A 25,065-nucleotide genomic window follows, 5' to 3' on the forward strand; every position below is an offset into this window, starting at 1 on the left:
CCCGCGACGGCCGGCCCCGGTGTCACCCCGGCAGGAACGACATCGCCCAGGCGGGCGCGAACACCACCACGAGGAAACGCGCGGTCCGAGTAACCCATGTGACCAGGAAGAACACCATGACGTTCTGCCGCACGACCCCTGCCAGGACCGACACCACGACGAACGGCGGGACACTCGCGAACGAGCTGAGCGCGACCAGCCCGACCCCCCACACCGGCTGTTCCTGCGCCCTGTCCCTCCAGCGCGCCGCCCGCTCGGTCCAGCGCCCCGGGGTGGCGGCCCTGCGGCGCAGCCACGGTAGGGAGATACTGCCCCGGCCCACGTAGTAGTAGGGCAGTTTGCCCAGGGCCTGCCCCAACCCGGCGGCGGCCGCCATCGCCGCGAGGGTGGGGGCGCCGCCGTCGGTCAGGGCGACGGCGCCCACCAGGTACACCTCGATGTTGATGACCGGGACCAGGCCGGAGAGGGCGGAGACCGCGAAGGCCAGCAGGGTCTCGGTCACGGGGCTCTGTCCCGGCGGCTCAGCGCTCGGCCGCGGCGAGCTGCCCGCAGGCGCCGTCGATCTCCTGGCCGCGCGTGTCGCGAACGGTGACCGACACCCCGTGCGACTGGAGCCGCCGGACGAACTCGCGCTCGTCCTCCGGGCGCGAGGCCGTCCACTTGGAGCCGGGAGTGGGGTTGAGCGGGATGAGGTTGACGTGCACCAGGTGGCCCTTGAGCAGCTCGCCGAGCAGGTCGGCCCGCCAGGCCTGGTCGTTGATGTCCTTGATCAGCGCGTACTCGATCGACACCCGGCGACCGGTGGTCCCGGCGTACCGCCACGCGGCGTCCAGGACCTCCTGGACCTTCCAGCGGGTGTTGATCGGCACCAGCTCGTCGCGCAGCTCGTCGTCGGGCGCGTGCAGGGAGATCGCCAGGCGCACCTGCATCCTCTCGGCGATGAGCTTGTCGATGGCGGGCACCAGCCCGACCGTGGACACCGTGACGCCGCGCTGGGAGATACCCAGTCCGTTCGGCACCGGGTCGGTGATCCGGCGGACCGTCTGGAGCACCCGCTTGTAGTTGGCCATGGGCTCGCCCATGCCCATGAAGACGATGTTGCTGATCCGGCCCGGCCCCCCGGCGACCTCGCCGCGCGCCAGGTCGCGGGCGCTGGCCACCACCTGGTCGACGATCTCGCCCGTGGACAGGTTGCGGGTGAGCCCCGCCTGCCCGGTGGCGCAGAACGGGCAGTTCATCCCGCACCCGGCCTGGGAGGAGATGCACAGGGTGACGCGGTCCGGGTAGCGCATGAGCACCGACTCGAACATCACCCCGTCGAAGGCCTTCCACAGGGTCTTGCGGGTCATCCCGTTGTCGCAGGTGATGTGCCGGACCGGTGTGAGCAGGGTCGGCAGCAGCGCCTCCCCCAGCCTCTCCCTGGAGGCCTCGGGAAGGTCGGTCATCGCCGAGGTGTCCGACTCCAGGTGGCCGAAGTAGTGCTTGGCGAGCTGCTTGGCGCGGAAGGGCTTCTCCCCCAGGCCCGACACGACCTCGGCCCGCTCCTCGGGGCTGAGGTCGGCGAGGTGCCGCGGCGGCTGGGCGCGGCGGGGGGCGACGAAGGTGAGCTCGGCGGGCATAGGTATCCGTAAGGGAGTGGCGTCGGTGGTCTGGGCCCGGCTCGGGGACGGCGCGGAGTCGGTCGTTATACGACTTATACGCGGTTGCGCTGCGGCTCCGCCCGTCAGGGCACTACCGTCGATTCTACGCACTGTCCGGACGGGCCGGGCTGGTCCGGCGCCGGACGCGGGTGACAACACGGGTACGGCACGCGGGAGGGCCGGTGACAGGGATCGACGTCCTGCTCGACGAGGTCAGCCCCTACCAGAGCCGCCGTGTCGTCGTCGAGTGCGACTCCCGCACCACGGCCGCCTACCTCCTCGACGCGCGCGGTCGCATCCGTGTCCCCGTCTGGCTGGCCAACCACGACGTCGCCCCCGTGGTGGGCGAGGAGGGCGGCCTGTTCGAGGGCCGCGCCCCGCTGATGCCCGAGGCCTACACCAAGCACCCGCAGGGACGACCGCGGTTCGACCCCGCGCACCTGCGCGCCGTGTGGTTCGAGGAGGGGGACGGGGTCGCCCTGATCGACGAGGAGGGGCTGCTCGCGGTGATCCCCGGTTGGGCCGAGGCCGACAGCGGGCTCCCCGGTTACGCGCGTGAGGCGATCGGACGCAGCGCCTTCGCCTGGGACCTGGACTCGGTGCGTGACCAGCTGTGGCCGCGGGTGGTGCACGCCGAGGCCTACTGGGACTGGCGACGGGCGGCGGGCGCGTGGCGGAGTGTGCAGCGCACGGTGCTCAGCCACCTGAACCGTCGGGTCGGCGAGCCCGGACACTACTGGGACGTGTCCGACGGCCACCCGCCGCTGCTACGGCTCTCGGAGCGGCCGACCGGTGCCGAACGCCCGTTCACGGTGCTGTCCACCGTGGGCATGTGCGGGCAGCGCATGCCCACGCTGGACCGGTACATGGCCAACACCTCCCAGCACGCCCGGGTGGAACTGGCACTGGCCACGACGATGCCCGCGCACCGGGCCGCGCGGATCTTCCGGTGGATCGGCGCGTTCCCGTGGCGGGCGGTGACGTGGTTCGGGACGGGGCACACGGTCAAGTGGCTGGACAACCCCGAGGACCGGGCGATGCGCGGCGACGCGGGGGCGGTGCTGCTGCTGGAGGATCCGTCCGCGCTGGTCACACGGACCGACCATCGACCACCGGACACCTCGGGGCTCACCTTCCAGGGCGATCCGGTCCGGTGGCTGTGGATCGTGCCGATCACCCGGCCGGAGCACCTGTTCGCCAAGGAGCACGACAGCGCGACGCTCGTGGAGAAACTCGCCGCCGAGGGGCGCAGCTGGGTGCTGGGGCCGTCTCCCTCCCGCCCGTGACGCGCTCGGGGCGCAACTCTGGATAGGCTGCCCAGGTCACCCCTTCCAGATATCGCCACGGCCCTTCCGCCGTGCGTGCCCCGGCTACCTCCCGCCGAGGGCTTCCACCACGGAGCGACCACCGACATGTCCCTGCTCGAAGCGATCATCCTTGGCCTGGTCCAAGGGCTGACGGAATTCCTGCCGATCTCCTCCAGCGGCCACCTGCGCGTGGTGTCGGCGCTCTTCGGCTGGCCCGACCCCGGAGCCGCCTTCACCGCGGTCAGCCAGCTCGGTACGGAACTGGCCGTACTGATCTACTTCCGGCAAAGGATCTGGGCGATCCTGTCGACGTGGACCAGGTCGCTGTTCGTCCGTGAACTGCGTGGCGACATCAACGCCCGGATGGGTTGGTACGTCATCCTGGGCTCCATCCCCATCGTGGTCCTGGGCCTGCTCCTGGAGGAGCAGATCGACAGTGTGTTCCGTGACCTGCGCCTGGTCGCGCTGAACCTGATCATCTTCGGCGTCTTCCTCGGCCTCGCCGACAAGTACACGCGCAAGCACCGGGGGTTGGAGGACCTCACCGTCTCCCGGGGTCTGACCTTCGGTCTCTTCCAGGCGCTGGCGTTGATCCCGGGCGTCTCCCGCTCCGGCGGCACGCTCACGGGCGGGATGCTGCTCGGCTTCAACCGCAAGGACGCGGCGGAGTACTCCTTCCTGCTGGCGCTGCCCGCGGTCTTCGGCGCGGGCCTGTACAAGCTCACCGACATCGGCGGCGACGAGTACGCCGGCTGGGGCGCGACCCTCGTGGGCACGGTCATCGCGGGCGTCGTCGGCTTCGTCGTCATCGCCTGGCTGATGAGGTTCATCTCCACCCACAGCTTCATGCCGTTCGTCTACTACCGCGTGGGCCTGGGCATCCTCATCCTGGCCCTGGTGAGCTGGGGCCAGCTCGACCCGGAGGGCGGCGCGGAGTCGCAGCTCGGCCAGAGCGAGGTCATCGCCGAGGAGCAGGACACCGGGGACCGGGAGGAGCCCGAGCCCGAGGAGGACCCCTCGCCCGAGCCCGGCGCCGAGCCGGGGGCCACCTCCGAACCCTCCGCCGGACCCTCGGCCGAGCCGACGGCGACCCCGGAGGTCGACCCGGTGACCGGTTGGGAGATCGACCCCGACTCGGGTCTGCTCCGCAACCCCGGGACCGGTCTGCTGCACGACCCCGACCTGGGGATGGACGTCGACTACGACCCCGCCACCGGGCTGGCCACCAATCCGATCACCGGCGAGACCTACGACCCCCGGACGGGCGGGTGAGCGCACCCGCCTGACCCGGTGAGCGCCCCCGGCCGACCCGTCGGCTCTCTGCCGGGCGCGGAAACCGGTGGACGCCCCGCCTCCCGTCCTGTCATCGTGCTCCGGCAAGGGCCGGGCGAGACGGGACGTGAGGCGCGACGTGACGGAAAGGGACGACACCGTCCCGCGGACACCCGCGGGACGGCACACCGGGACGGGCGTGCTCTCCCCACTACGGCACCCGGCGTTCCGGGCCCTGGCGCTCGGCCGCTCCCTGATGTACCTGGGCAACGGGATGGCCTCGGTGGCGTTGGCCTTCGCCGTGCTGGACACGACCGGTTCCCTAGTGAACGTGGGCCTGGTGGTGGGCGCCAGGTCGGTGGCCAATGTGTGCCTGCTGCTCCTGGGCGGGGTGATCGCCGACCGGCTCCCCCGGTCCCTGGTGCTGCGCGGCGGCTGCGCGCTCGCGGCCGCCAGTCAGGGCGTCCTGGCCCTGACACTGCTCACCGGCGCCGCGTCCCTTCCCCTCATGATCGGCCTGAGCCTGATCAACGGCGCTGCGGCCGCCGCCAACCTGCCCGCCGCCGCGGCGCTGACCCCGCAGACCGTCCCGGCCGGGCTGCTGCGCCCGGCCAACGCGATGCTGCGGGTCGGCACGCACACGGGCATGTTCGCCGGAGCGGCCCTGGGTGGCGCGGTCGTGGGCCTGATGGGGGCCGGATGGGCGATCGCCGCGGACGCCGTGCTGTTCACCCTGGCCGGAGTGGCCTTCCTGTTCCTGCGGCTGCCCGGCGGAGCGCTCCACGCCGCCGGGGAGGGCTCGAACGTCCTGCGCGATCTGCGCGACGGGTGGAGCGAGTTCATCGCCCGCCCGTGGGTGTGGATCATCGTGCTGCAGTTCATGGTGGTGAACGCGGGCTGGTCGGCGACGACCTCCGTCCTCGGCCCGGCGATCGCCGACGCGACCTTCGGGCGCACCCTGTGGGGTGTACTGATGGCGGTCAACAGCGCCGGACTGCTGCTCGGCGGGGTGTTGGCGGCCCGGTGGCAGCCCCGGCGGGCCCTGCTGTACGGGACGGCTCTGATCCTGGTGCAGACGGTGCCGCTGTTCGCGCTGGCCGGACCCACACCGCTGCCCCTGCTCTTCGCCGCGATGTTCGTGGCGGGCGTCGCCGTGGAGCAGTTCAGCGTGGCGTGGGAGGTCTCGGTCCAGGAGAACGTCCCCCAGCAGAAGCTGTCACGCGTGTACTCCTACGACGCCCTGGGGTCGTTCGTGGCGATGCCCGTGGGTCAGATCGCGATCGGCCCGCTGGCGGAACGGATCGGCGCGGAGCCGTCGATCGCGCTGATGGCCGGTCTGACGGTGGCCGCGACCCTGGCGGCGATCGCGTCCGGGAGCGTGCGGAACCTGCGCCGCCGCTGACCGGGGACACGGGGCGGCGACACGGGTCAGCTGGCGATGCCGCGGCGGCCGCGGGCCTGGTCGAGCAGCCGGTGGAACCGGGCCATGTCCTCGTCGCTGAACCGCTCCACGAAGCTGAGCAGGGTCGCGCCCGGATCCGGCCCCTCGTTGAGCACCTCGTCCATGACGCGTGCGGTGTACTCGGCGTGCGTCTCGCGCGGCCAGTACACCCAGGCGCGCCCGGCCTTCTCCCGGTCCAGCAGCCCCTTGTGGAAGAGGATGTTGGCGACGGTCATGACGGTCGTGTAGGCGATCTCCCGGTCATAGACCATGGTCTCGCGGACATGGCGCACGGACAGCGGCTCCTCGGACCGCCACAGCGCGTCCATGATGGCTGCTTCGAGTTCCCCGAGCCCCCTCACGGAGCCCCACCCCCTGCCGTGTGTCCCCAGTTCGTATCGAGATCGTAGGCGTGGGAACGGCTCTCGCGTGGGGAAACGCCGGAGAGCGCACAGATCCGTACACCCGCGGCGGGTACGACCGGCGTTTCGCGACCCGAAGCGGCCCCCGGGGCGTGGAAGAAGCCGCCCGACGCCTCCGGACCGTGGTCGCCACGGGAAGCGTGTGACACGCCACATCTGACATGGCCGGACTCGGTCAGTTCACCTGCGCCCTGAAATCCCTACAAATCAACACATTCACGACATATTAATCACTCTCCGCTCGTGTATCACCACGAAGAGACAACGGGACTGTGAAAGATTGTTAGCTATCTCCTAGTTTCAACAACGCCCGCGTTCCCCGCTTGGAGGGCGGTACAAGTAGCCTGGGACCAGGACGAGTGCTGGCCAGGTCAGATACTCCCCGGACCACGGGGACTACCCATGTGTTCATTGAGCCCGCCTTGCCAGCAGCCACCCGTCTTCATACACATTCACTAGCGAGCTGCGGAAGTGGGCGATCTCCGCCGTGTCGTCTGAGGCGTCTCAACCCCTGACAGATTTCGGCCCCAACGAGTGGTTGGTCGAGGACCTCTATCAGAAGTACTTGACCGACCCCAACTCCGTTGACAAGGCCTGGTGGAACTTCTTCGCGGACTACAAGCCCGCGGACTCCGGCGCGAAGGGCGGAGGAGCCACCAAGCCCGCCAAGGCCCAGAAGAGCAAGGCCCCCGCGGCCCCCGAGGCCCCCGCGCCGAAGAAGGCCACCAAGGCCACCGAACCCAAGAGCGACGATGCGCTCCAGGTCAAGCAGGAGCGTCTGCGCGGCGCACCCGCGCGGACCGCGACCAACATGGAGTCGAGCCTGGCGCTGCCGACCGCGACCAGCGTGCGCGCGGTCCCGGTCAAGCTCCTGTTCGACAACCGCATCGTCATCAACAACCATCTCCGCCGCGGGCGCGGGGGGAAGGTCTCCTTCACCCACCTCATCGGCTTCGCCATGGTCAAGGCGCTCAAGTCGATGCCGGAGATGAACCACTCCTACGTCGAGGTCGACGGCAAGCCGGGTGTGGCCAAGCCCGAGCACGTCAACTTCGGCCTGGCCATCGACCTCCCCAAGCCCGACGGCTCCCGCCAGCTCGTCGTGCCCTCCATCAAGGGCGCCGACGAGATGGACTTCACCGAGTTCTGGGGCGGTTACGAGGACCTGGTCCGCAAGGCCCGCAACAACAAGCTGGGCGTGTCCGACTTCCAGGGCACCACGATCAGCCTGACCAACCCGGGCGGCATCGGCACCGTGCACTCCGTGCCGCGCCTGATGCCCGGCCAGGGCACCATCCTCGGCGTGGGCGCCATGGAGTACCCGGCCGAGTTCCAGGGCGCCTCCCAGGACACCCTGAGCGAGCTGGGCATCAGCAAGGTCATGACGCTGACGTCCACCTATGACCACCGCATCATCCAGGGCGCGCAGTCCGGTGAGTTCCTGAAGCGGATCCACCAGCTCCTGCTGGGCGAGGACGGTTTCTACGACGAGATCTTCCATTCCCTGCGCATCCCCTACGAGCCGGTGCGCTGGGTCCAGGACATCCACGTCAACACGGCCACCCAGCTCGACAAGACCACCCGGGTCCAGGAGCTCATCCACGCCTACCGCGTGCGCGGCCACCTGATGGCGGACACCAACCCGCTCGACCACGACGTGCGCCGCCACCCCGACCTGGACGTCCTCCAGCACGGGCTGACCCTGTGGGACCTGGACCGCTCCTTCCCCACCGGGGGCTTCGGCGGCAAGCAGGTCATGAAGCTCCGCGACGTGCTGGGCGTGCTGCGCGACACCTACTGCCGCACGGTGGGTATCGAGTACATGCACATCCAGAGCCCGGAGGAGCGGGAGTGGATCCAGGCGCACGTCGAGCGTGAGCACGAGAAGCTCGACCGCGACGAGCAGCTGCGCATCCTGCACCGGCTCAACAGCGCCGAGGCCTTCGAGACCTTCCTGCAGACCAAGTACGTCGGTCAGAAGCGCTTCTCCCTGGAGGGCGGCGAGTCGCTGATCCCGCTCCTGGACGGCGTGATCTCCAAGGCCGCCAAGGCCGAACTCGACGAGGCCGTCATCGGCATGGCCCACCGCGGCCGCCTCAACGTCCTCGCCAACATCTGCGGCAAGTCCTACGGGCAGATCTTCGGCGAGTTCGAGGGCAACCTGGACCCGCGCAGCGCGCACGGTTCGGGTGACGTCAAGTACCACCTGGGCACCGAAGGCGTCTTCGAGACCCCCGACGGCGACAAGATCCAGATCTCGCTGGCCGCCAACCCCTCCCACCTGGAGACGGTCGACCCGGTCGCCGAGGGCATCGTCCGTGCCAAGCAGGACCTCCTCAACAAGGGTCCGCACGGCTTCACGGTGCTGCCGATCCTCATCCACGGTGACGCGGCGTTCGCCGGTCAGGGCGTGGTCGCCGAGACCCTGAACCTGTCCCAGCTGCGCGGCTACCGCACCGGCGGCACGGTGCACGTCATCGTGAACAACCAGGTGGGCTTCACCACCTCGCCGTCGGACAGCCGCTCCAGCGTGTACGCCACCGACGTGGCGCGGATGGTGCAGGCGCCGATCTTCCACGTCAACGGGGACGACCCCGAGGCCGTGGTCCGGGTCGCGCACCTGGCCTTCGCCTACCGGCAGGCGTTCAACAAGGACGTCGTCATCGACATGGTGTGCTACCGGCGCCGCGGGCACAACGAGGGCGACAACCCCGCGTTCACCCAGCCGCTGATGTACGACGTCATCGACGCCAGGCGCTCCACCCGCAAGCTGTACACCGAGGCCCTGATCGGCCGCGGCGACATCACGGTGGAGGAGGCGGAGTCGGCCCTGCGCGACTACCAGAACGAGCTGGAGCGCGCCTTCACCGAGACCCGCGAGGTCGAGAAGAAGCCGATCGAGCCCGGTTCCGTGGTCAAGCCCGAGGTGTTCACCGAACGCCGTCTGGACCACTCCGTGGTCGAGACCGCGATCAGCACCGAGACGGTCAAGCGGGTCATCGACACGCAGGTCAACCTGCCCGAGGAGTTCACGGCGCACCCGCGGCTGGCGCCGCAGATCGCCCGCCGGGCGCAGGCGGTCGAGTCCGACTCGATCGACTGGGCGACCGGTGAGCTACTGGCCTTCGGGTCGCTGCTGCTGGACGACCACACCGTCCGCCTCATCGGCCAGGACAGCCGTCGCGGCACCTTCGGCCAGCGGCACGCGACGCTGATGGACCGCGACACGGGTGAGTCGTACACGCCGCTCAAGCAGTTCGACAACGGCACCACCCGCTTCCACGTGCACGACTCGCTGCTGAGCGAGTACGCGGCGCTGGGCTTCGAGTACGGCTACTCGCTGACCCGCCCGGACGCGCTGGTCATGTGGGAGGCGCAGTTCGGTGACTTCGTCAACGGCGCCCAGACCGTCATCGACGAGTACATCAGCGCGGGCGAGCAGAAGTGGGGCCAGCGCTCCAGCGTCACCATGCTGCTGCCGCACGGCTACGAGGGCCAGGGGCCGGACCACTCCTCCGCCCGCATCGAGCGCTTCCTCCAGCTGTGCGCCCAGGAGAACATGACGGTCGCCATGCCGAGCACCCCGGCGAGCTACTTCCACCTGCTGCGTTGGCAGGCGAAGTCGCCGCTGGAGCGCCCGCTGGTGATCTTCACGCCGAAGTCGCTGCTGCGCCTGAAGGCCGCCACGTCGGCCGCCGAGGACTTCACCTCGGGCCACTTCCGACCGCTGGTCGGGGACGACAGCATCGCTCCGGAGAAGGTCCGCCGCGTGGTGATCTGCTCGGGCAAGATCTACTACGACCTGGACGCGGCCCGTCGCAAGAGCGGCGACAAGCACACCGCGATCATCCGCGCGGAGCGGCTCTACCCGCTGCCGATCGAGGAGATCCGGGAGCAGCTCAAGTCCTTCCCGAACGCGGGCGAGGTCCTGTGGGTCCAGGAGGAGCCCGCGAACATGGGGCCGTGGCCGTTCGTGGCGCTGGTCTTCTCCGAGCAGCTCGACCGTCCGTTCACCCGGATCTCGCGCCCGGCCTCCTCGGCTCCGGCCGCGGGTTCGGCCAAGCGGCACGAGGCGGAGCAGCGTGCCCTGGTGGACACGGTGTTCCCGCCCGCGGACTAGAACTGGCGGGGCGTCGTGTACTACACCGATCGCGGAATCGAGGAGTTGGAGAACCGCCGCGGCGGCGAGGAGGTCAGTTTCGCCTGGCTCGCCGAGCAGCTGAGGGCGTTCACCGACATCAACCCCGAGTTCGAGACGCCCGTCGACCGCCTGGCCACCTGGCTGGCCCGGCTGGACGACGAGGACGACGAGTAGGGCCGTAGCGAACGCGGAAGGGGCCCGGGTCATCGCGACCCGGGCCCCTTCCGCGTGTTCGGGCCTCAGACCCGGGTGTCGGTCGCCCGCAGCCAGTCCCGGCTGGACCGCAGAACCCACAGCAGCACGAGGAAGAAGCCGGGGAGGACCAGGTTGACCACGAGGCCGACGATCCAGGCGACCACCGCGGTCACCCAGTGGTCCACGAGCGGATCGGTCGCGGTCAGCACCGTGGTGTCGATCAGCACCCGGACCGTGTCGAGGGCCAGAGCGGTGAGCACGGCGCCACGCGCGGACCTGCCGCCCCGGCCGAGTCGCGCGGCGGCACGGAAGTAGAGAACGGCCAGGAGGGGGCACACCACCACCCAGAACCAGAGCCGGGGGACGGCCATGCCCCACTCGGCGTACCACTCCGCCGTCATGTGGGGGGAGCTGTCCAGGCTCAGGAGCAGGAGGACGGCGACCGGAACCGCGAACAGGGTGAGGGTCGCGTACAGGACGCACAGGACGCGCAGGAACCTGAGGGGGAGGGGCATCCGGTCGGTGCGTACCGTCGGCACGCGGTACGGCTGGCCCTGTGGCCGCGGTGGCGGTGGGAGGAGGTAGGGCTCCTGCCTGAGCGGAACGGGATCGGGGTTCGGGGGATGGTGCATTCTCGGGGACTCCTGGGCAGGTCTTCGTCCGCACCGGCCGGGTCACCGGGCGAACCTCCCGAGGAAACCACAAAAAGGTGACAAAAGGAGCAAAAGCTACTCTCAGGGTCCCCCCGGCACACCCCTGAGACACCCCCGAGATCCGCGACATATCTTGAGTTCGGCCCACTCGCGACATATCGTGAAGCCATCGAGCGAGCGAAAGGGTGCACGATGGCACGTTGGACCATCGACAAGCCGATGACCCACACACTCGACGGCATCGTCGCGTTGAAGGTCAGGATCATCGGCGGTCACGTCAACATCCTCCCCACCGACGACCCGGTCACCTTCGAGGTGACCGACATCGTCGGCGAACCCGTCCTGGTGACCCAGGAGGCGGGGATCCTCACCATCCACTACGAGGACCTCACGAGCCAGGGCCTCCTCGACCGGCTGCGGCCGATCCAGCTCAACAGCTACAAGGGCATGGGCGGCCGCAAGGCCACCGTGAACCTGCGCATCCCCGCGGACTGCCCGGTGGAGGTGAACACGGTCAGCGCCCCCGTCGTCGGCGCGGGCCTGGGTGCCCGCACCAGCGTCAGGACCGCCTCCGGCGAGATCACCCTCGACGACTCCTCCGGCGCGACCGACATCACCACCGCCAACAGCCAGGCCTCGGTCCGCAACCCGTCCGGCTCCCTGACCTTCAACAGCGTCAGCGGCCAGCTCGCCGTCGCGGGCGGACGGCTCTCGGACTTCAACGCCAAGACCGCCTCCGGCCAGATCCTCGCCGACACCGACCTCGCCCCCTCCGGACGGGTCCGCCTCAACTCGGTGTCCGGCGAGATCGCCCTGCGCGTCCCCGCCGAGACCTCGGCGACCGTCGAGATGCGCTCCATCACCGGCAAGCTCGACACGGACTTCTCCCTGGACCGGCGCAGCGCCCCGGCCCGCAGCGTCCTCAGCGGGAAGATCGGCCCCGGCGTCGACCCCGCGTCCATCTCCACCAACACGGTGTCGGCGCGCACCGCGCTGCTGCGCCGCGCCCCCGCGACACCCGCGGCTATCCCCGAGGGGGCCTGAATGAGCACCATCTTCGGCCACGGCAGGCTGCGGCTCTACCTGCTCAAGTTGCTGGACGAGAGCCCGCGCCACGGCTACGAGATCATCAGCCTGCTCCGCGACCGCTTCCTGGGCGTGTACTCCCCCTCCCCCGGCACCATCTACCCGCGTCTGGCGCGGCTGGAGGAGGAGGGGCTGGTCACCCACACCGAGGAGGGCGGACGCAAGGTCTACCGCCTCACCGACAAGGGGCGCCAGGAGCTGCGTGAGCGCAGCGGCGACCTGGACGACCTGGAGCGGGAGATCACCGACTCGGTGCGCGACATCGCCCGGGCGGTCAAGCAGGACGTCCGCGCGACCATCAGTTCGCTGCGGGAGGAGCTGAAGTACGCGTCCAGCGGTCCCCGCCGCCCGGCCCCCGAGGCCGAGTCCGCCGGAACTCAGGAGACCGGGCAGGCCCGCGAGGAGCGCGAGCGGGCCGAAGCCGAGGACGGGGGCGCCCGGGAGGCCCGGCGCTCCGACACCTCCGGCGCCTCCACCTCGGAGGGGGCCGAGGAGGCGGCCGGCGATGAGCGCCGGGAGGAGGGCCGGCGGGAGCGCTGCCGCGACGGCGGCCCCTGGGCCCGTGAGTGGGAACGCTTCGCCCAGGGGTTCAGCGGCGCGTTCGGCGCGGCCTGGGGCCGTGGCTCCGAGCGCTCGCACACCCCGGAGTTCGACCAGGCCCTGCGCGACTTCTCCGAGCGCGTCCGCGACGTGGCGCGGGAGGCGGGTCACGTCGGCGAGGCCGCCGCCACCGACCTGCGGCGCATCCTGGACGACACCGTCGAGGTGATCCGCCGGGACATGCGCCGGTGGGGGCCGGCCGCCGACCGCCCCGAGGAGCGCGAGGACGAGGAGAGGACGGAGGAGGGGTCGGCGGACACGACCGACGGCGGCACGACCGCCGCCGGGACGACCGGCTCCGCCACCACCGGTGAGCGCTCCGAGGAACCCCGTGCGGAGGAATCCCGTGCGGAGGAGCCCGGGGCCCGGCCGATGCCACCCGTCGACGGGGGCTCGGCCGCCGACCCCTGGGGCACCGCGGTCAGTGAACAGGACCGCCCCGGGTCCGACGCGGACGGGAACGGCGGGGACTGGAGGCGGGACGAGTAGGAACCCGGGAAACGCGTGAGGGGCCCGGAGACGCCGCGGGGGCGTGCTCTCCGGGCCCCACCCGTGTCCGGGTGCCCGCGTTACCCGCCGACGACGCCGTCCTCGCGCGCCTGGGCGGCGACGGCGGCCGCGACGGCGGGGGCCACCCGCTCGTCGAACGGACCGGGGATGATGTAGTCGGCGGACAGGTCGTCGCCGACCAGGTCGGCCAGCGCGGTGGCGGCGGCCTGCTTCATGTTCTCGGTGATGTCGCTGGCACCGGCGTCGAACGCTCCCCGGAACACGCCCGGGAAGGCCAGGACGTTGTTGATCTGGTTCGGGAAGTCGCTGCGGCCGGTGGCCACGACACTCGCGTACTTGCGGGCGACGTCCGGGTGGACCTCCGGGTTCGGGTTGGCCATCGCGAAGACGATCGCGTTCTGCGCCATCGTGGCGACGACCGACTCGGGCACCTCACCGGAGGAGAGGCCGATGAAGACGTCGGCGCCCGCCAGGGCGCTCTCGATCGAGCCCTGGACCCCCGCCTTGTTGGTGAGGGCGGCCAGTTCCCGCTTGACCGGGGTCAGCCCCTCGCGGCCCTCGTAGATCATGCCCTTGGAGTCGGCCACGGCGATGTCGCCGATGCCGCCGTCCAGGAGCATCTTGGTGACCGCGACACCGGCCGCGCCGGCCCCGGAGACCACCGCGCGCAGGTCGCCGAGGGACCGGCCGGTCAGGCGGGCGGCGTTGCGCAGCGCGGCGACGGCGACGATGGCGGTGCCGTGCTGGTCGTCGTGGAAGACCGGGATGTCCAGGCGCTCACGCAGCTTGCGTTCGACCTCGAAGCAGCGCGGCGCGGAGATGTCCTCCAGGTTGATGCCGCCGAAGGACGGGGCCATGCGCACGACGGTCTCGACGATCTCGTCGACGTCGGTGCAGGCCAGCGCGATCGGCACGGAGTCGACACCGCTGAACTGCTTGAACAGCAGCGACTTGCCCTCCATGACCGGCAGGGACGCCTCAGGGCCGATGTTGCCCAGGCCCAGGACGGCGGTGCCGTCGGTGACGACGGCGACCAGGTTGCTCTTCCAGGTGTAGGTGTCGACGAGCTCCGGGGTCTCGGCGATGGCGTCGCACACGCGGGCGACGCCGGGCGTGTAGGCGAGGGACAGGCTCGCCTGGTCGTTGACGTCGACGGAGGAGGTCACGTGCAGCTTGCCGCCGCGGTGCAGGGCGAAGGCCGGATCCTGGTCCAGGGCGGTGGACGTGTCATGGGTATGCGAATCAGTGGACAACTTCTCAAACCCCTCAGGTTTCGCGTGTACGCCCGACGTCGGCCATGACGAGGGCGGACTTGATAGCGGCGGGGGCCACGCGCGAAGACGTGTGAGTGCTAGGGGAGCCTCCACGGCACCGGTCCCGTAGGACCGGAGGTGCGTTCCGGGGAGGGCCGTTCTTCGCCGGACTCCTATGTGAGTTCTGCGCGGCCGCCTCTCACGGGGTTGACCCGTTACGCAATCCTCTCACAACGGTGACCACAGGAACATCGCGGGTGGCCAACATTGACGACACCCTGGTATCCCCCTTTTGTACAAAATGTCGTGGATGTTGCCTGGAAACTGGCGATCGGGTCCCTTCCCGAGTCCTCGACCAGGCACGACGTGCGCTCGAAGGAGACCCCACCATGGCCACGCACACGCCCCGGTCCGCACGGCGGACCCTCCTCGGTGCCCTCTCCCTCACCGGTGTCCTGGCGCTCACCGCCTGCGGTGGCGGCAGCGGGGACGGAGGTACCGACGCGGGCTCCGAGACGGGTTCCGACGACACCACGGTGGTCATCGGCGTCGAGGCCGCCTACCCTCCCGGTGAGTTCCTGGAGGACGACGGCGTGACCGTCCAGGGCTTCAACGTCGACCTCGTCGAGGCCGCCCTGGCCGAGATGGGCCTGGAGACCGAGTGGGTCCCCACCACGTTCGACTCCATCATCATCGGTGTGCAGAGCGGTGAGTACGACCTCGGCTCCTCCTCCTTCACCGTGACCGAGGAGCGCATGCAGGCCGTCAACATGGTCAGCTACTTCTCCTCCGGCACCCAGTGGTTCGCCCAGGCGGGCAACCCCCAGGACGTCGACCCCGAGAACCCGTGCGGCATGCGGATCGCCGTGCAGTCCAACACCGTCCACGACGAGGACATCGAGGCCCGCAGCCAGGCGTGCGTCGACGCGGGCGAGGAACCCGTCACCATCGAGAAGTTCCAGAGCCAGCCGCAGGCCACCGAGACGGTCGTCTCCGGCCTCAACGACGCCTCGCTCGCCGACATGCCCACCTCGGCCTACGCCCTGGAGCAGACCGGCGACGGCGTCCTGGAGTTCATCGGCGAGCAGTACGACGCCGCCCCCTACGGCATCGTCGTACACCAGGACGACACGGAGTTCGCCGACGAGCTCGCGGCGGCCTTCAACACCGTCATGGAGAACGGGACCTACGACGACATCCTCGCGGAGTGGGGCATCGAGGCCGGCGCGATCGAGGCCGCCGAGGTCAATCCCTCCCTCTAGTCGGCGGCTCCCGAACCCCGTTCTCCCGCCCACCGAGTGAAAGACCGAGACGTGTCCTCACCCAACGAACCGGCGGGCGGTCCGGAAAAGGTCCAGACCCCGGACCCGGACCGCTCCGCCGGCCCCATCACCGCCGTCCCCGTCCGCTACCCGGAACGGTGGGTGGCCGCGGGCTTCATCCTGCTCCTCGCCGCCATGTTCGTGCACATGCTGTTCACGAACGACGCGTTCAACTGGCCGTTCATGTTCGGGAACATGTTCTCCGAGCCGGTCGTGCGCGGTGTGTGGGTCACCCTGAGCGCCACGCTGCTGTCGATGGCGATCGGCATCGTCCTGGGGATCGTGTTGGCGGTCATGCGGCTGTCCGGAAACCCCGTCCTGGTGTCGGTCTCCTGGCTGTACACCTGGTTCTTCCGTGGCGTGCCCCGCCTCGTGTTGGCCGTCCTCTTCGGCAACCTGGCCATCCTGTACGCGACCATCGAATTCGGCGTGCCCTTCGACACCTACATCATGGCCGCGTTCGGTTTGGAGGGCGACCTCCGGTTCTTCTCGATCGACGCCCGTACCCTCCTGAGCGGCTACACGGCGGGTCTGCTCGCCCTGTCGCTGTCCGAGGGCGCCTACATGGCCGAGATCATCCGGGCGGGGCTCCAGTCCGTGGACAAGGGACAGACCGAGGCCGCCCAGGCGCTCGGGATGAGCCGCGCCAAGGTGCTCTGGCGGATCACCCTCCCCCAGGCCATGCGGGTGGTCATCCCGCCGACCGGCAACGAGACCATCGCGATGCTCAAGGACACCGCGCTGCTCGCCTACGTTCCGGTGACGATCGAGCTGTTCTACCAGCTCAAGGCGATCGGCACGCAGTCCTACCAGGTGTTCCCGATGCTGGTCGCGGCGTGCCTGTGGTACCTGGTGATCACCAGTGTCCTCATGGTCGGCCAGTACTTCATCGAGCGCAGGTTCAACCCGAGCCAGAACAGCGTTCGGAACCGTGTCGTCGGAGGTGCGCACTGATGGCCGAGATTTCCGAGAACCCCGTGCCCCCCGGGGACGCCGACGCCCTCGTCGTGGCGGACAACGTCCACAAGCGGTTCGGACGGCTGGAGGTCCTGCGCGGGATCGACCTGACCGTCAAGCGCGGCGAGGTCATGTGCGTGATCGGCCCCTCCGGTTCCGGCAAGTCCACCTTCCTCCGGTGTATCAACCACCTGGAGAAGCTGTCCGCCGGGCGGCTCTGGGTGAACGGCGAGCTGATGGGCTACCGGCAAAAGGGCGGGCGGCTGTACGAGCTGCGCGACCACGAGATCGCGGCCCAGCGCCGCGACATCGGGATGGTGTTCCAGCGGTTCAACCTGTTCCCGCACCTGAGCGTGCTGGGCAACGTCATCGAGGCCCCTGTCCAGGTCAAGCGCGTTCCCAGGGCCCAGGCCACGGAGAAGGCCATGGAGTTGCTGGAGAAGGTCGGGCTGCCGGACAAGGCCGACGCCTACCCCGAGCAGCTGTCCGGCGGGCAGCAGCAGCGGGTGGCGATCGCCCGGGCGCTGGCCATGGAGCCGTCGCTCATGCTGTTCGACGAGCCCACCAGTGCCCTGGACCCGGAGCTGGTCGGCGAGGTCCTCGACGTCATGCGGGACCTGGCCGAGGGCGGCATGACCATGGTCGTGGTCACGCACGAGATGGGGTTCGCCCGGGAGGTGGGCGACTCCCTGGTCTTCATGGACGAGGGAGTCGTCGTCGAGTCCGGGGACCCGAGGGACGTGCTGACCGACCCCGGGCACGAGCGGACCCAGGCGTTCCTCTCGAAGGTGCTCTGAATCCCTCAGGGACGGGTGCCCCGTGAGCCGTTCGGCTCGCGGGGCACCCCCTTTCTCTCAGTCCCGCACGCGACGTCCTCGAACGGCCCCGGCACCCGTCCGTCCCGGGCTCGGGGCTCCTCCCAGGTGATCCGCGGGGCGGCCCGGCGGACCCGGACCTCCACCGCCCTCCCCTCCTTCCCCGCAGGAGAGCACGGGCTGCGGCCGTCAGGACCGTCCGAAGCACCCTCTAGCCCCGGCCGCCCAGCCGGCGGACCAAGCGCGCGGTGCGCGCGCGGCGTCCCCAGGCGACCAGGGCCATCGGCACGAGGTAGGCGACCGGGAACAGCGCGGTGGCCGGCTCATCCACCAGCAGCTGGGTCACGGTCGCCCCGACCAGCAGCGCGGCCAGACCCAGCGCGGCCGGGCCGCTGAGCGCCGGGACGAGCAGCGCGACCGCGCCCGCCAGCTCGACGACGCCGATGGCGTACATGAACCACAGGCCCAGACCGATCTGTTCGAAGCCCTCGACCGCCTGGGGCGTGGCGGCGAGCTTGACGTAGGCCCCCATCAGGAAGGCCCCGGCCAGCAGGACCTGGAGGACCCACAGGCCAACGTTGGCCGCGCGGCCGGGGGCGTTCGTCTTCACGGTGTCGATGGTCGTCATGTCCCTGTCCCTCGTTCGTATGACCTTCGTGGCGGACTCTCACCCCAAGGTCGAACGGGCCGGGCCGGGATCGACACGTCCGACAGAATTTCCCGAAGCGATGAGGACACCCCGACCCACCTGGGACCGGACCTGCGCGCGGGCCCGTCCTGGCTACGTTGTGGAGCGTGCCGTGCCGACGGAACGGGAGAGGTGACGCAAGTGCCGGGATTCCATGACGAGGAGCCCGCGGTCGATCTCGGGGATCTGAGGTTGTTCGCGGTGGTGGCCGAGGAGTTGCATTTCGGCCGCGCGGCGGCTCGGCTGCATCTGAGCCAGCCGGGTCTGAGCTACCGGGTCAAGGCGCTGGAGGACTCCCTGGGGTACCAGGTGCTGGCCCGGAACCGCCGCGCTGAAACTCATCGTGAACGCGTCCTTGGCCGCCCAGGTCGCCACCATGGCCGAACTGCTCGGCGTCGCCCGCCGCGCGGGCCTCGACCCCGCCGAATCGGCCGGCTTCCTCAGCGACCTGCCGGTGACCAGCCCGGCCGCCGCACGCGCGATCGGCGTCATGGCCGCCGGTGACTTCACGCCGAACTTCCCGGTGCGGCTCGTGGCCAAGGACCTGCTCTACCTGACCGGGCTCGCCGAAGAGCTCACCGCTGAGACTCCGATGACCCGCGCCGCGCTGGCCGCCTATCAACGAGCCCGCGCCACCGGACAGGCCGACGACGACCTCACCGCCGTCGCGGCGACCTACCGGTGGTCCCCCGCGGGGCCCCGCACGGCCCCGCGGGTCCCGGGACCTCCTCATCGGGCGGGCCCCGTCGCCTCCTCCCCCGGCGTCGGTCACCATGGTTCGCCGGCACAGGACCGGTTGACCGTCCCGCCGCGGTTCCCACGGATTCGTCCTGGCCGGATCAGGACACTTGGACCAGCCTCGCCATGAGCGACCCCAGGACGGGTAGGGGGCAGGGGAACACGACAGGAAGGCGCCCATGCACTCCTCCACGAACCCGACCGCCAGCGCGGGCGGGCGGCGCCCGACGGGGCCGCCCGCCGTGCGCTCCGGAACCGCCGGGAAAACACCCCCCGCCGCGCTTGACCCGGCGGCGCCGCCCCAGCAGAGTCGTGACGCAGGGGCACCAGCACGGCCTTCGGGGGACGACATGGACCCGCGCACCGAGCGCGCACGCAATCTCTGGAACCGCAGAGCCGCCCGGTACGACCTCAGCGAGGCCCTGGAGGGCCCCGTTCTGCGCCGTACCCGCGAGATCCTGTGCGCGGGCGCACGCGGGCGCACACTGGAGGTCGCCATCGGCACCGGCCGCAACCTCCGCCACTACCCCCCGCAGGTCGAACTGACGGGCATCGACCTGAGCCCGGAGATGCTGGACCGGGCCCGGGAGCGCGCCGACGGCCTGGGCCGCCCGGTCCGGCTCGTCGAGGGCGACGCCCAGCGGATGGAGTTCCCCGACCGCTCCTTCGAGACCGTCGTGTCCACGCTGTCGCTGTGCGCGGTGCCCGACCAGCGCCGCGCGCTGGAGGAGATGTACCGCGTCCTGGTGCCGGGCGGCCGTCTCCTGTTGGTCGACCACGTCGAGTACACCCGCTTCCCCGCCACACTGCTGGAACGGCGCCGCGAACACCCGCGCAGGCTCCCCCGGGAGGTCGCGTCGGAGGTCGGCTTCGAGGTCGGCCACCACGACCGCCTCCTGCTCGGCCTCGTCGAGCGGGTGGTCGCCCACCGCCCGACGTGAACGGCAGCGGAAACATCCTGGCCACGGCATAGGCTGGAGGGGTTCGTTTCCTTCCCGACCGAGGTGATCCGATGATCCGCCCCGCCCGTCCCGAGGACGTTCCCCTCATCCACCGGATGATCGGGGAGCTCGCCGAGTACGAGAAGGAGCCGGAGTCGGCCACCGCCACCGAGGAGGACATCCACACCGCCCTCTTCGGCCCCGGGGCCGCCGTGTACGCGCACGTCGCCGAGCATGTCGGGGAGGGCGGAGAGGTGGAACCGGCGGGGATGGCCCTGTGGTTCCTCAATTTCTCCACCTGGACGGGTCGACACGGCATCTATCTGGAGGATCTCTACGTCCGCCCGCACCTGCGCCGACACGGCCACGGCCACGCCCTGCTCAGGAACCTCGCGCGGATCTGCGTGGAGCGCGGCTACACGCGGCTGGAGTGGTCGGTTCTGGACTGGAACACGCCCGCGATCGACTTCTACTCAGCGCTCGGATCCCATCCGATGGACGGGTGGACGGTCCGTCGTCTGGACGGCGACGCGCTGCGCGAACTGGGCTCCCGAACCTCCTGAGAAGGGCCGTTCATCTCACGTTCGTACCGGATCGGGCGGACACGATCTCACTTCCCTGCGGCGGTGGCAGGGTGAAACGAGATACATTGCAGTCAAGCGGCAACCTCGCCCCCCGAAGGAGGGACGTGACCGAAGAAACCGCTGTGCCCACGGCCGACGCCATCGGCGTCCGGGACGCCGTCACCGTCAACATGCCCGCGGACAGCGCCTATCTGTCCGTCTTGCGGACGGCGACGGCGGGTCTGGCCGCACGCCTCGACTTCACCCTCGACGAGATCGAGGATCTACGGATCGGGGTCGACGAGGCCTGCGCGATGCTGCTGGCCCAGGCTCTGCCCGGCACAGAACTGACCACGGAGTTCGAACTCACCCCCGAGGGGATGCGGATCTGCGTCTCGGTGCTGACCGCCGACGGCCGCCTCCCCGAGCGTGACACCTTCGCCTGGACCGTCCTGTCCGCCCTGGCGGGCGAGGTCGATGCGGGCGTCGGACCGGATGACCGGGTCCACATCGTCCTGTACAAGCGTCGCGGCACGCTGGAGTCCGCGTGAGCGAGAGGGGGCCCGCTCTGACAGCGAAGACCGAGCACGCGGTGCCCGACCGGGCCCGCGCGAGAGAGTTGTTCGAGCGCCTGAACGAACTCGACGCGGACTCCGAGGAGAGGCGGCGTATCCGTGACGAGCTCGTGGAGCTCCACCTGCCCCTGGTCGAGTACCTGGCGCGCAGGTTCCGCAACCGCGGGGAGTGGCTCGACGACCTGACACAGGTGGCCACGATCGGGCTGATCAAGTCCATCGACCGGTTCGACCTGGAGCGTGGGGTGGAGTTCTCCACCTACGCCACCCCGACGATCGTCGGTGAGATCAAACGGCACTTCCGTGACAAGGGCTGGGCGGTACGGGTTCCCCGGCGCCTCCAGGAGCTCAAGCTCTCGCTCACCAAGGCGGTGAGCGACCTGTCGCAGCGGGAGGGGCGCTCGCCGACCGTCGCCGAACTCGCGGCGCACCTCCAGATGACCGAGGAGGAGGTGCTGGAGGGCCTGGAGTCCGCCAACGCCTACTCGACGGTGTCGCTGGACGCACCCGACAGCGGGGACGAGGACGCCCCCGCGGTGGCCGACTCCCTGGGGATCGTCGACGAGTCCCTGGAGGGTGTGGAGTACCGAGAGTCGCTCAAACCGCTACTCGAACAACTGCCCCCGCGGGAGAAGCGCATCCTGCTGCTGCGCTTCTTCGGCAACATGACCCAGTCACAGATCGCCCAGGAACTGGGAATCTCCCAGATGCACGTGTCGCGCCTGCTGGCGCGCACCCTGGCTCAGCTGCGTCAGGCCCTGACCACGGACGACTGACCGGCGACCACCCGCGGCCGCGGAGCTACTCCCCCTTCTCGGGAGGGAAGAGCACCGCGGTCGTCGGTGGAGCCAGGACGGCCCCCGCGGCGCACAGGGCCACCGCCAGCAGGACGCCGCCGATGAGGAACTGCTCGCTGGTGAACATGTAGTACGCCACCACCGCGAGGAACAGCTGGGTGACCACCACGGGCGTGCGGGCCCACTCGCGCAGCAGCAGCAGGCCGCGCGCGACGAACACCAGCACGGCACCGGCTCCGACGCCCAGGAAGGCCAACGGGATGGCCGAGGTGACCGACGCGGCCTGACCGGTGGCCGCGGTGACGAGGCTGTAGACGCCGCCCACGGCCGCGGCGAGCCCGACCAGGGCCTCCAGCGCGGCGGCGACGACGAGGGTGACGGGACGCGTAGACACCCGACGAGCCTATACGCGCGCGGCGGCCGCCCTTCCCCGGCTCCCCGCCCAGGTCACGCCCGATTCCCCGCCCCCACGACGGGATCGCGCCCTCCGCCGGGCACCGAGGAGGCCGAAAGCCCGGGGGAGCACCGCCTAGACTTGGGGCTGTGCGCGCCCTTTTCATCGTGAACCCCCAGGCGACCACGACGACCACTCGCACCCGAGAGGTGATCGTGGGCGCCCTGACCGCCGAGCTGGACGTCACCGTCGTCGAGACCGCCTACCGCGACCACGCCAGCGAGCTGGCCCGGAAGGCCTCCGCCGACGGTTTCGAGCTGGTCCTGAGCCTGGGCGGCGACGGCACCGTCAACGAGGTGGTCAACGGACTCCTGGCCACCCCCGGCGACCTGCCACGCCCCCGCTACGCCGTGATTCCCGGCGGCAGCGCCAACGTGTTCATCCGCTCCCTGGGCGTACCCGGAGACCCGGTCGAGGCGACCAGCGCGGTGCTGGAGGCGATCCGCGAGGGCCGCGAGCGCGAGATCAACCTCGGGCGGATCACGAGTGACCAGGACGACCGGTACTTCACGTTCTGCGCCGGTTTCGGGTGGGACGCCGACGTCGTCCAGCAGGTGGAGAACGAGCGCGCCCACGGCCGAAAGGCCACGCCCGCGTTGTACGCGGAAGTGGCGGTAAAGCTGTTCTTCCGCGGGGATATCCGCGACCCCTCACTGCGTGTGTCCGCGGGCGGACCGCCCCGGGACGGGGCCTATTTCGCCCTCGTCACCAACACCACGCCGTGGACCTACGCGGGATCACTGCCGCTCCAGCCGACGCCGGCGTCCCGTTTCGAGCTGGGCCTGGACGCATTCGCGCTGACCAACTCCTCGCATGCGCTCACCGGCTGGGTACTTTCGCAGATGTTCTTTCCCAAGGGGCTCCCCGCGATCGGTGACGGGTACCTCACCTGGCACGACCTGGACTCACTCGAGATCTCGTCGTCCCACCCCAGAGCGTTCCAAATCGACGGTGAATACCTGGGAGACCGCGAACAGGTCAACTTCCACTCGGTACCGAAGGCATTACGAATCATCTGTTAATTGGCTCGAAAGACACCATTCACGGGCACTGTGACGCACCCGACACGCCGATCGGGACCTTTGACCCCGGGAGCTCTTGCACCGATCCTGCGAGCCTGTCACGCTCAAGTTATCGCCATGAGTTACGGGCGAGTTAATTGGGGCGCTTCCCACATGGCCGTGGGGTGAAACCTGACCGTCTCGGCCCTGACACCCTCCGGTGGGAACCATCCACCGGGCGCCCTGCGCATCGACCGATCGTGAAAATGTTCACAACCCCCGATCGCCTCACCGTGAGGAGTGGACCGCATGGACTGGCGCCATGACGCAGCCTGCCGTGACGAAGACCCCGAGCTCTTCTTCCCCATCGGAAACTTCGGCCCCGCACTGATCCAGATCGAGGAGGCCAAGGCGGTCTGTCAGCGCTGCCCTGTCAGCTCGGCGTGTCTGAAGTGGGCGCTGGAGAGCGGCCAGGACGGCGGCGTCTGGGGCGGCATGAGCGAGGACGAGAGGCGCCTGCTGCGCAAGCGCGGCACCACGCGCCGTCCGATGGTGCGGGCCTAGGCCGTATCTTCCTGGGCCCGCCGCTCCGCCTCGGCCCGCCCGTCGCCCCCCACCGCCCTCAACGGACGCCTACGGCGGAGCCCCATCCACAGGAACCCCGTCGGCGCCCGAACGACGACCCCCTCAGGCGACCGTTCCGAGAAACGGAACCGTGGGCCCCGGGGCTCCGCTCCCGCGGTGGGCGAGACGAGCCCCGGGAGTGGCCTCAGGGCACCTCCCCCTCCTCGTGCTCCAGGGGGAGGCTGATCGCCACCTCGGTCCCCCCGTCCTCCCTCGGCTTGATCGCCAGGGTTCCGCCCAGTTCGCCCACGATGAGCGTCCGCACGATCTGGAGACCCAGACTCGTCGTCCCCTCCAGGTCGAAGTCCTCCGGCAGTCCCCCGCCGTCGTCGAACACCGCCAGTTCCAGGCTGCTCGTCCTCGGGTGGCCCGGCACGGCGTCGAAGCGGCGCACCCGGACCTCGATCTTCCCGGGGCCCTGCCCCAGGCCGTGCTCCACCGCGTTCTGCACCAGCTCCGCCAGGACCATCGACAGCGGTGTGGCCACCAGCGCCGACAGCAGGCCGAAACCGCCCTCCCGGCGCGGCACCACCGTGCTGCCGGTCGAGGAGACCTCGGCGGCCATCTGCATGACGCGGTCGGCGATGTCGTCGAAGTCGACCACCTCGTCGGGCGTGTGCGACAACATCTCGTGCACGATCGCGATCGACCCCACCCGGCCGACCGCCTCGTCCAGCGCCGCCCGCGCCTCCGGCACGTCCAGCCGCCGTGACTGCAACCGCAGCAGCGCCGCGACCGTCTGGAGATTGTTCTTCACCCGGTGGTGGATCTCCCGGATGGTCGCGTCCTTGGTCAGCAGTTCGCGTTCGCGCCGCCGAAGTTCGGTGACGTCGCGGACCATCACCAGCGCGCCGATCCGCACCCCGTCGATGACCAGTGGTATGGCGCGCAGTTGGACGGTGACCCCTCGCGCCTCCACCTCGGCCTCCTGCGGCGCGCGGCCGCTCGCGGTGTAGGTGAGCGCCTCGTCGCGGGCCTCACCCGGTGCGGCCAGCTCCAGCGTGGTGCGGTCCAGCCGGGCCCCGACGAGGTCGGCGGCCAGGCCCAGCCGCCGGTAGGCCGACAGCGCG

Annotated in this window: 25 protein-coding genes and 1 pseudogene; 18 read left to right on the top strand and 8 right to left on the bottom strand. The window is 70.2% G+C overall.

Annotation, left to right across the window (positions count from 1 at the left end):
• Window positions 1-22 precede the first annotated feature (22 nt).
• Together D471_RS0100090 and rlmN are read right to left on the bottom strand one after the other, a co-directional pair.
• Window positions 23-502 carry a hypothetical protein gene (locus D471_RS0100090; protein WP_017596738.1) on the bottom strand — a complete coding sequence of 160 codons (480 nt, stop codon included), beginning with the start codon at window positions 500-502 and terminating at the stop codon, window positions 23-25.
• A gap of 19 nt (window positions 503-521) precedes the next feature.
• On the bottom strand, window positions 522-1,619 hold the full coding sequence (gene rlmN, locus D471_RS0100095) for a 23S rRNA (adenine(2503)-C(2))-methyltransferase RlmN (protein WP_017596739.1): 1,098 nt from the start codon (window positions 1,617-1,619) through the stop codon (window positions 522-524).
• Window positions 1,620-1,822: 203 nt separating this feature from the next.
• On the opposite strand from rlmN, the gene D471_RS0100100 reads away from it, so the two are divergent.
• The 3 genes from D471_RS0100100 to D471_RS0100110 all read left to right on the top strand — a co-directional run bounded on the left by D471_RS0100100 (window position 1,823) and on the right by D471_RS0100110 (window position 5,621).
• Window positions 1,823-2,926 (top strand): suppressor of fused domain protein, encoded by a 1,104-nt coding sequence (locus D471_RS0100100; RefSeq protein WP_017596740.1) that lies wholly within the window; start codon window positions 1,823-1,825, stop codon window positions 2,924-2,926.
• Window positions 2,927-3,052: 126 nt separating this feature from the next.
• On the top strand, window positions 3,053-4,219 hold the full coding sequence (locus D471_RS0100105; RefSeq protein ID WP_017596741.1) for an undecaprenyl-diphosphate phosphatase: 1,167 nt from the start codon (window positions 3,053-3,055) through the stop codon (window positions 4,217-4,219).
• 139 nt (window positions 4,220-4,358) lie between these two features.
• Window positions 4,359-5,621, top strand: a complete 1,263-nt coding sequence (locus D471_RS0100110) for an MFS transporter (protein WP_051059084.1) — start codon at window positions 4,359-4,361, stop codon at window positions 5,619-5,621.
• A 26-nt stretch (window positions 5,622-5,647) separates the two neighbouring features.
• Here D471_RS0100110 and D471_RS0100115 read toward each other — a convergent pair whose 3' ends face one another.
• Window positions 5,648-6,022 carry a BlaI/MecI/CopY family transcriptional regulator gene (locus D471_RS0100115; RefSeq protein ID WP_026127262.1) on the bottom strand — a complete coding sequence of 125 codons (375 nt, stop codon included), beginning with the start codon at window positions 6,020-6,022 and terminating at the stop codon, window positions 5,648-5,650.
• 547 nt (window positions 6,023-6,569) lie between these two features.
• Between D471_RS0100115 and D471_RS0100120 the strand changes: the two genes are divergently transcribed.
• Both D471_RS0100120 and D471_RS0100125 read left to right on the top strand, forming a co-directional pair.
• A complete protein-coding gene (locus tag D471_RS0100120) occupies window positions 6,570-10,202 on the top strand; it encodes a multifunctional oxoglutarate decarboxylase/oxoglutarate dehydrogenase thiamine pyrophosphate-binding subunit/dihydrolipoyllysine-residue succinyltransferase subunit (protein WP_040687659.1) in 3,633 nt (1,210 codons plus the stop codon).
• A 15-nt stretch (window positions 10,203-10,217) separates the two neighbouring features.
• Entirely contained in the window at window positions 10,218-10,397 is a 180-nt protein-coding gene (locus D471_RS0100125; RefSeq protein ID WP_017596745.1) for a DUF6104 family protein, read from the top strand.
• 65 nt (window positions 10,398-10,462) lie between these two features.
• On the opposite strand, the gene D471_RS0100130 is transcribed toward D471_RS0100125, so the two are convergent.
• Complete coding sequence (locus D471_RS0100130; RefSeq protein ID WP_017596746.1) at window positions 10,463-11,050, bottom strand: hypothetical protein; 588 nt, start codon at window positions 11,048-11,050, stop codon at window positions 10,463-10,465.
• Between the two features lie 213 nt (window positions 11,051-11,263).
• Between D471_RS0100130 and D471_RS0100135 the strand changes: the two genes are divergently transcribed.
• Window positions 11,264-12,115, top strand: a complete 852-nt coding sequence (locus tag D471_RS0100135) for a DUF4097 family beta strand repeat-containing protein (protein ID WP_017596747.1) — start codon at window positions 11,264-11,266, stop codon at window positions 12,113-12,115.
• Window positions 12,116-13,246, top strand: a complete 1,131-nt coding sequence (locus D471_RS0100140; RefSeq protein ID WP_017596748.1) for a PadR family transcriptional regulator — start codon at window positions 12,116-12,118, stop codon at window positions 13,244-13,246. It abuts the gene before it with no gap.
• A gap of 80 nt (window positions 13,247-13,326) precedes the next feature.
• Here D471_RS0100140 and D471_RS0100145 read toward each other — a convergent pair whose 3' ends face one another.
• The gene (locus D471_RS0100145) at window positions 13,327-14,520 is read right to left on the bottom strand and encodes an NAD(P)-dependent malic enzyme (protein ID WP_017596749.1); all 1,194 of its coding nucleotides are present in this window, start codon (window positions 14,518-14,520) and stop codon (window positions 13,327-13,329) included.
• 389 nt (window positions 14,521-14,909) lie between these two features.
• Here D471_RS0100145 and D471_RS0100150 point away from each other — a divergent pair, with 389 nt between their 5' ends.
• The 3 genes from D471_RS0100150 to D471_RS0100160 are packed head-to-tail and all read left to right on the top strand — an operon-like array spanning window position 14,910 to window position 17,596.
• Window positions 14,910-15,782, top strand: a complete 873-nt coding sequence (locus D471_RS0100150) for an ABC transporter substrate-binding protein (RefSeq protein WP_017596750.1) — start codon at window positions 14,910-14,912, stop codon at window positions 15,780-15,782.
• Between the two features lie 51 nt (window positions 15,783-15,833).
• Window positions 15,834-16,796, top strand: a complete 963-nt coding sequence (locus tag D471_RS0100155) for an amino acid ABC transporter permease (protein WP_017596751.1) — start codon at window positions 15,834-15,836, stop codon at window positions 16,794-16,796.
• Window positions 16,796-17,596, top strand: coding sequence for an amino acid ABC transporter ATP-binding protein (locus tag D471_RS0100160; protein ID WP_017596752.1), 801 nt, complete (start codon window positions 16,796-16,798; stop codon window positions 17,594-17,596). Before D471_RS0100155 ends, D471_RS0100160 begins: the two co-directional genes overlap by 1 nt.
• 229 nt (window positions 17,597-17,825) lie before the next feature.
• Here D471_RS0100160 and D471_RS0100170 read toward each other — a convergent pair whose 3' ends face one another.
• Complete coding sequence (locus D471_RS0100170) at window positions 17,826-18,242, bottom strand: DoxX family protein (RefSeq protein WP_017596754.1); 417 nt, start codon at window positions 18,240-18,242, stop codon at window positions 17,826-17,828.
• A 264-nt stretch (window positions 18,243-18,506) separates the two neighbouring features.
• Here D471_RS0100170 and D471_RS42595 point away from each other — a divergent pair.
• The 6 genes and pseudogenes from D471_RS42595 to D471_RS0100200 form a co-directional block, all read left to right on the top strand.
• Window positions 18,507-18,572 (top strand): annotated as a pseudogene (locus D471_RS42595) (hypothetical protein); the annotation flags it as partial.
• Between the two features lie 70 nt (window positions 18,573-18,642).
• Window positions 18,643-19,170 (top strand): NAD-binding protein, encoded by a 528-nt coding sequence (locus D471_RS41215; protein ID WP_275041333.1) that lies wholly within the window; start codon window positions 18,643-18,645, stop codon window positions 19,168-19,170.
• A 220-nt stretch (window positions 19,171-19,390) separates the two neighbouring features.
• A complete protein-coding gene (locus D471_RS0100185) occupies window positions 19,391-19,981 on the top strand; it encodes a class I SAM-dependent methyltransferase (protein ID WP_017596757.1) in 591 nt (196 codons plus the stop codon).
• 71 nt (window positions 19,982-20,052) lie between these two features.
• Window positions 20,053-20,544, top strand: a complete 492-nt coding sequence (locus D471_RS0100190; RefSeq protein WP_017596758.1) for a GNAT family N-acetyltransferase — start codon at window positions 20,053-20,055, stop codon at window positions 20,542-20,544.
• A 125-nt stretch (window positions 20,545-20,669) separates the two neighbouring features.
• A complete protein-coding gene (locus D471_RS0100195; RefSeq protein WP_026127264.1) occupies window positions 20,670-21,095 on the top strand; it encodes an ATP-binding protein in 426 nt (141 codons plus the stop codon).
• A gap of 41 nt (window positions 21,096-21,136) precedes the next feature.
• Window positions 21,137-21,895 (top strand): RNA polymerase sigma factor SigF, encoded by a 759-nt coding sequence (locus D471_RS0100200; RefSeq protein WP_051059085.1) that lies wholly within the window; start codon window positions 21,137-21,139, stop codon window positions 21,893-21,895.
• Between the two features lie 25 nt (window positions 21,896-21,920).
• On the opposite strand, the gene D471_RS0100205 is transcribed toward D471_RS0100200, so the two are convergent.
• Complete coding sequence (locus D471_RS0100205) at window positions 21,921-22,310, bottom strand: hypothetical protein (RefSeq protein WP_017596761.1); 390 nt, start codon at window positions 22,308-22,310, stop codon at window positions 21,921-21,923.
• Window positions 22,311-22,459: 149 nt separating this feature from the next.
• Here D471_RS0100205 and D471_RS0100210 point away from each other — a divergent pair, with 149 nt between their 5' ends.
• Window positions 22,460-23,392, top strand: coding sequence for a diacylglycerol/lipid kinase family protein (locus D471_RS0100210; protein ID WP_017596762.1), 933 nt, complete (start codon window positions 22,460-22,462; stop codon window positions 23,390-23,392).
• A 288-nt stretch (window positions 23,393-23,680) separates the two neighbouring features.
• Window positions 23,681-23,935, top strand: coding sequence for a WhiB family transcriptional regulator (locus tag D471_RS0100215; protein ID WP_017596763.1), 255 nt, complete (start codon window positions 23,681-23,683; stop codon window positions 23,933-23,935).
• A gap of 205 nt (window positions 23,936-24,140) precedes the next feature.
• Here the strand turns inward: D471_RS0100215 and D471_RS0100220 are convergent.
• A partial coding sequence (locus tag D471_RS0100220) for a sensor histidine kinase (protein ID WP_017596764.1) occupies window positions 24,141-25,065 on the bottom strand: 925 nt, incomplete at its 5' end.

Source organism: Nocardiopsis lucentensis DSM 44048 (assembly GCF_000341125.1).
Lineage (GTDB): Bacteria > Actinomycetota > Actinomycetes > Streptosporangiales > Streptosporangiaceae > Nocardiopsis > Nocardiopsis lucentensis.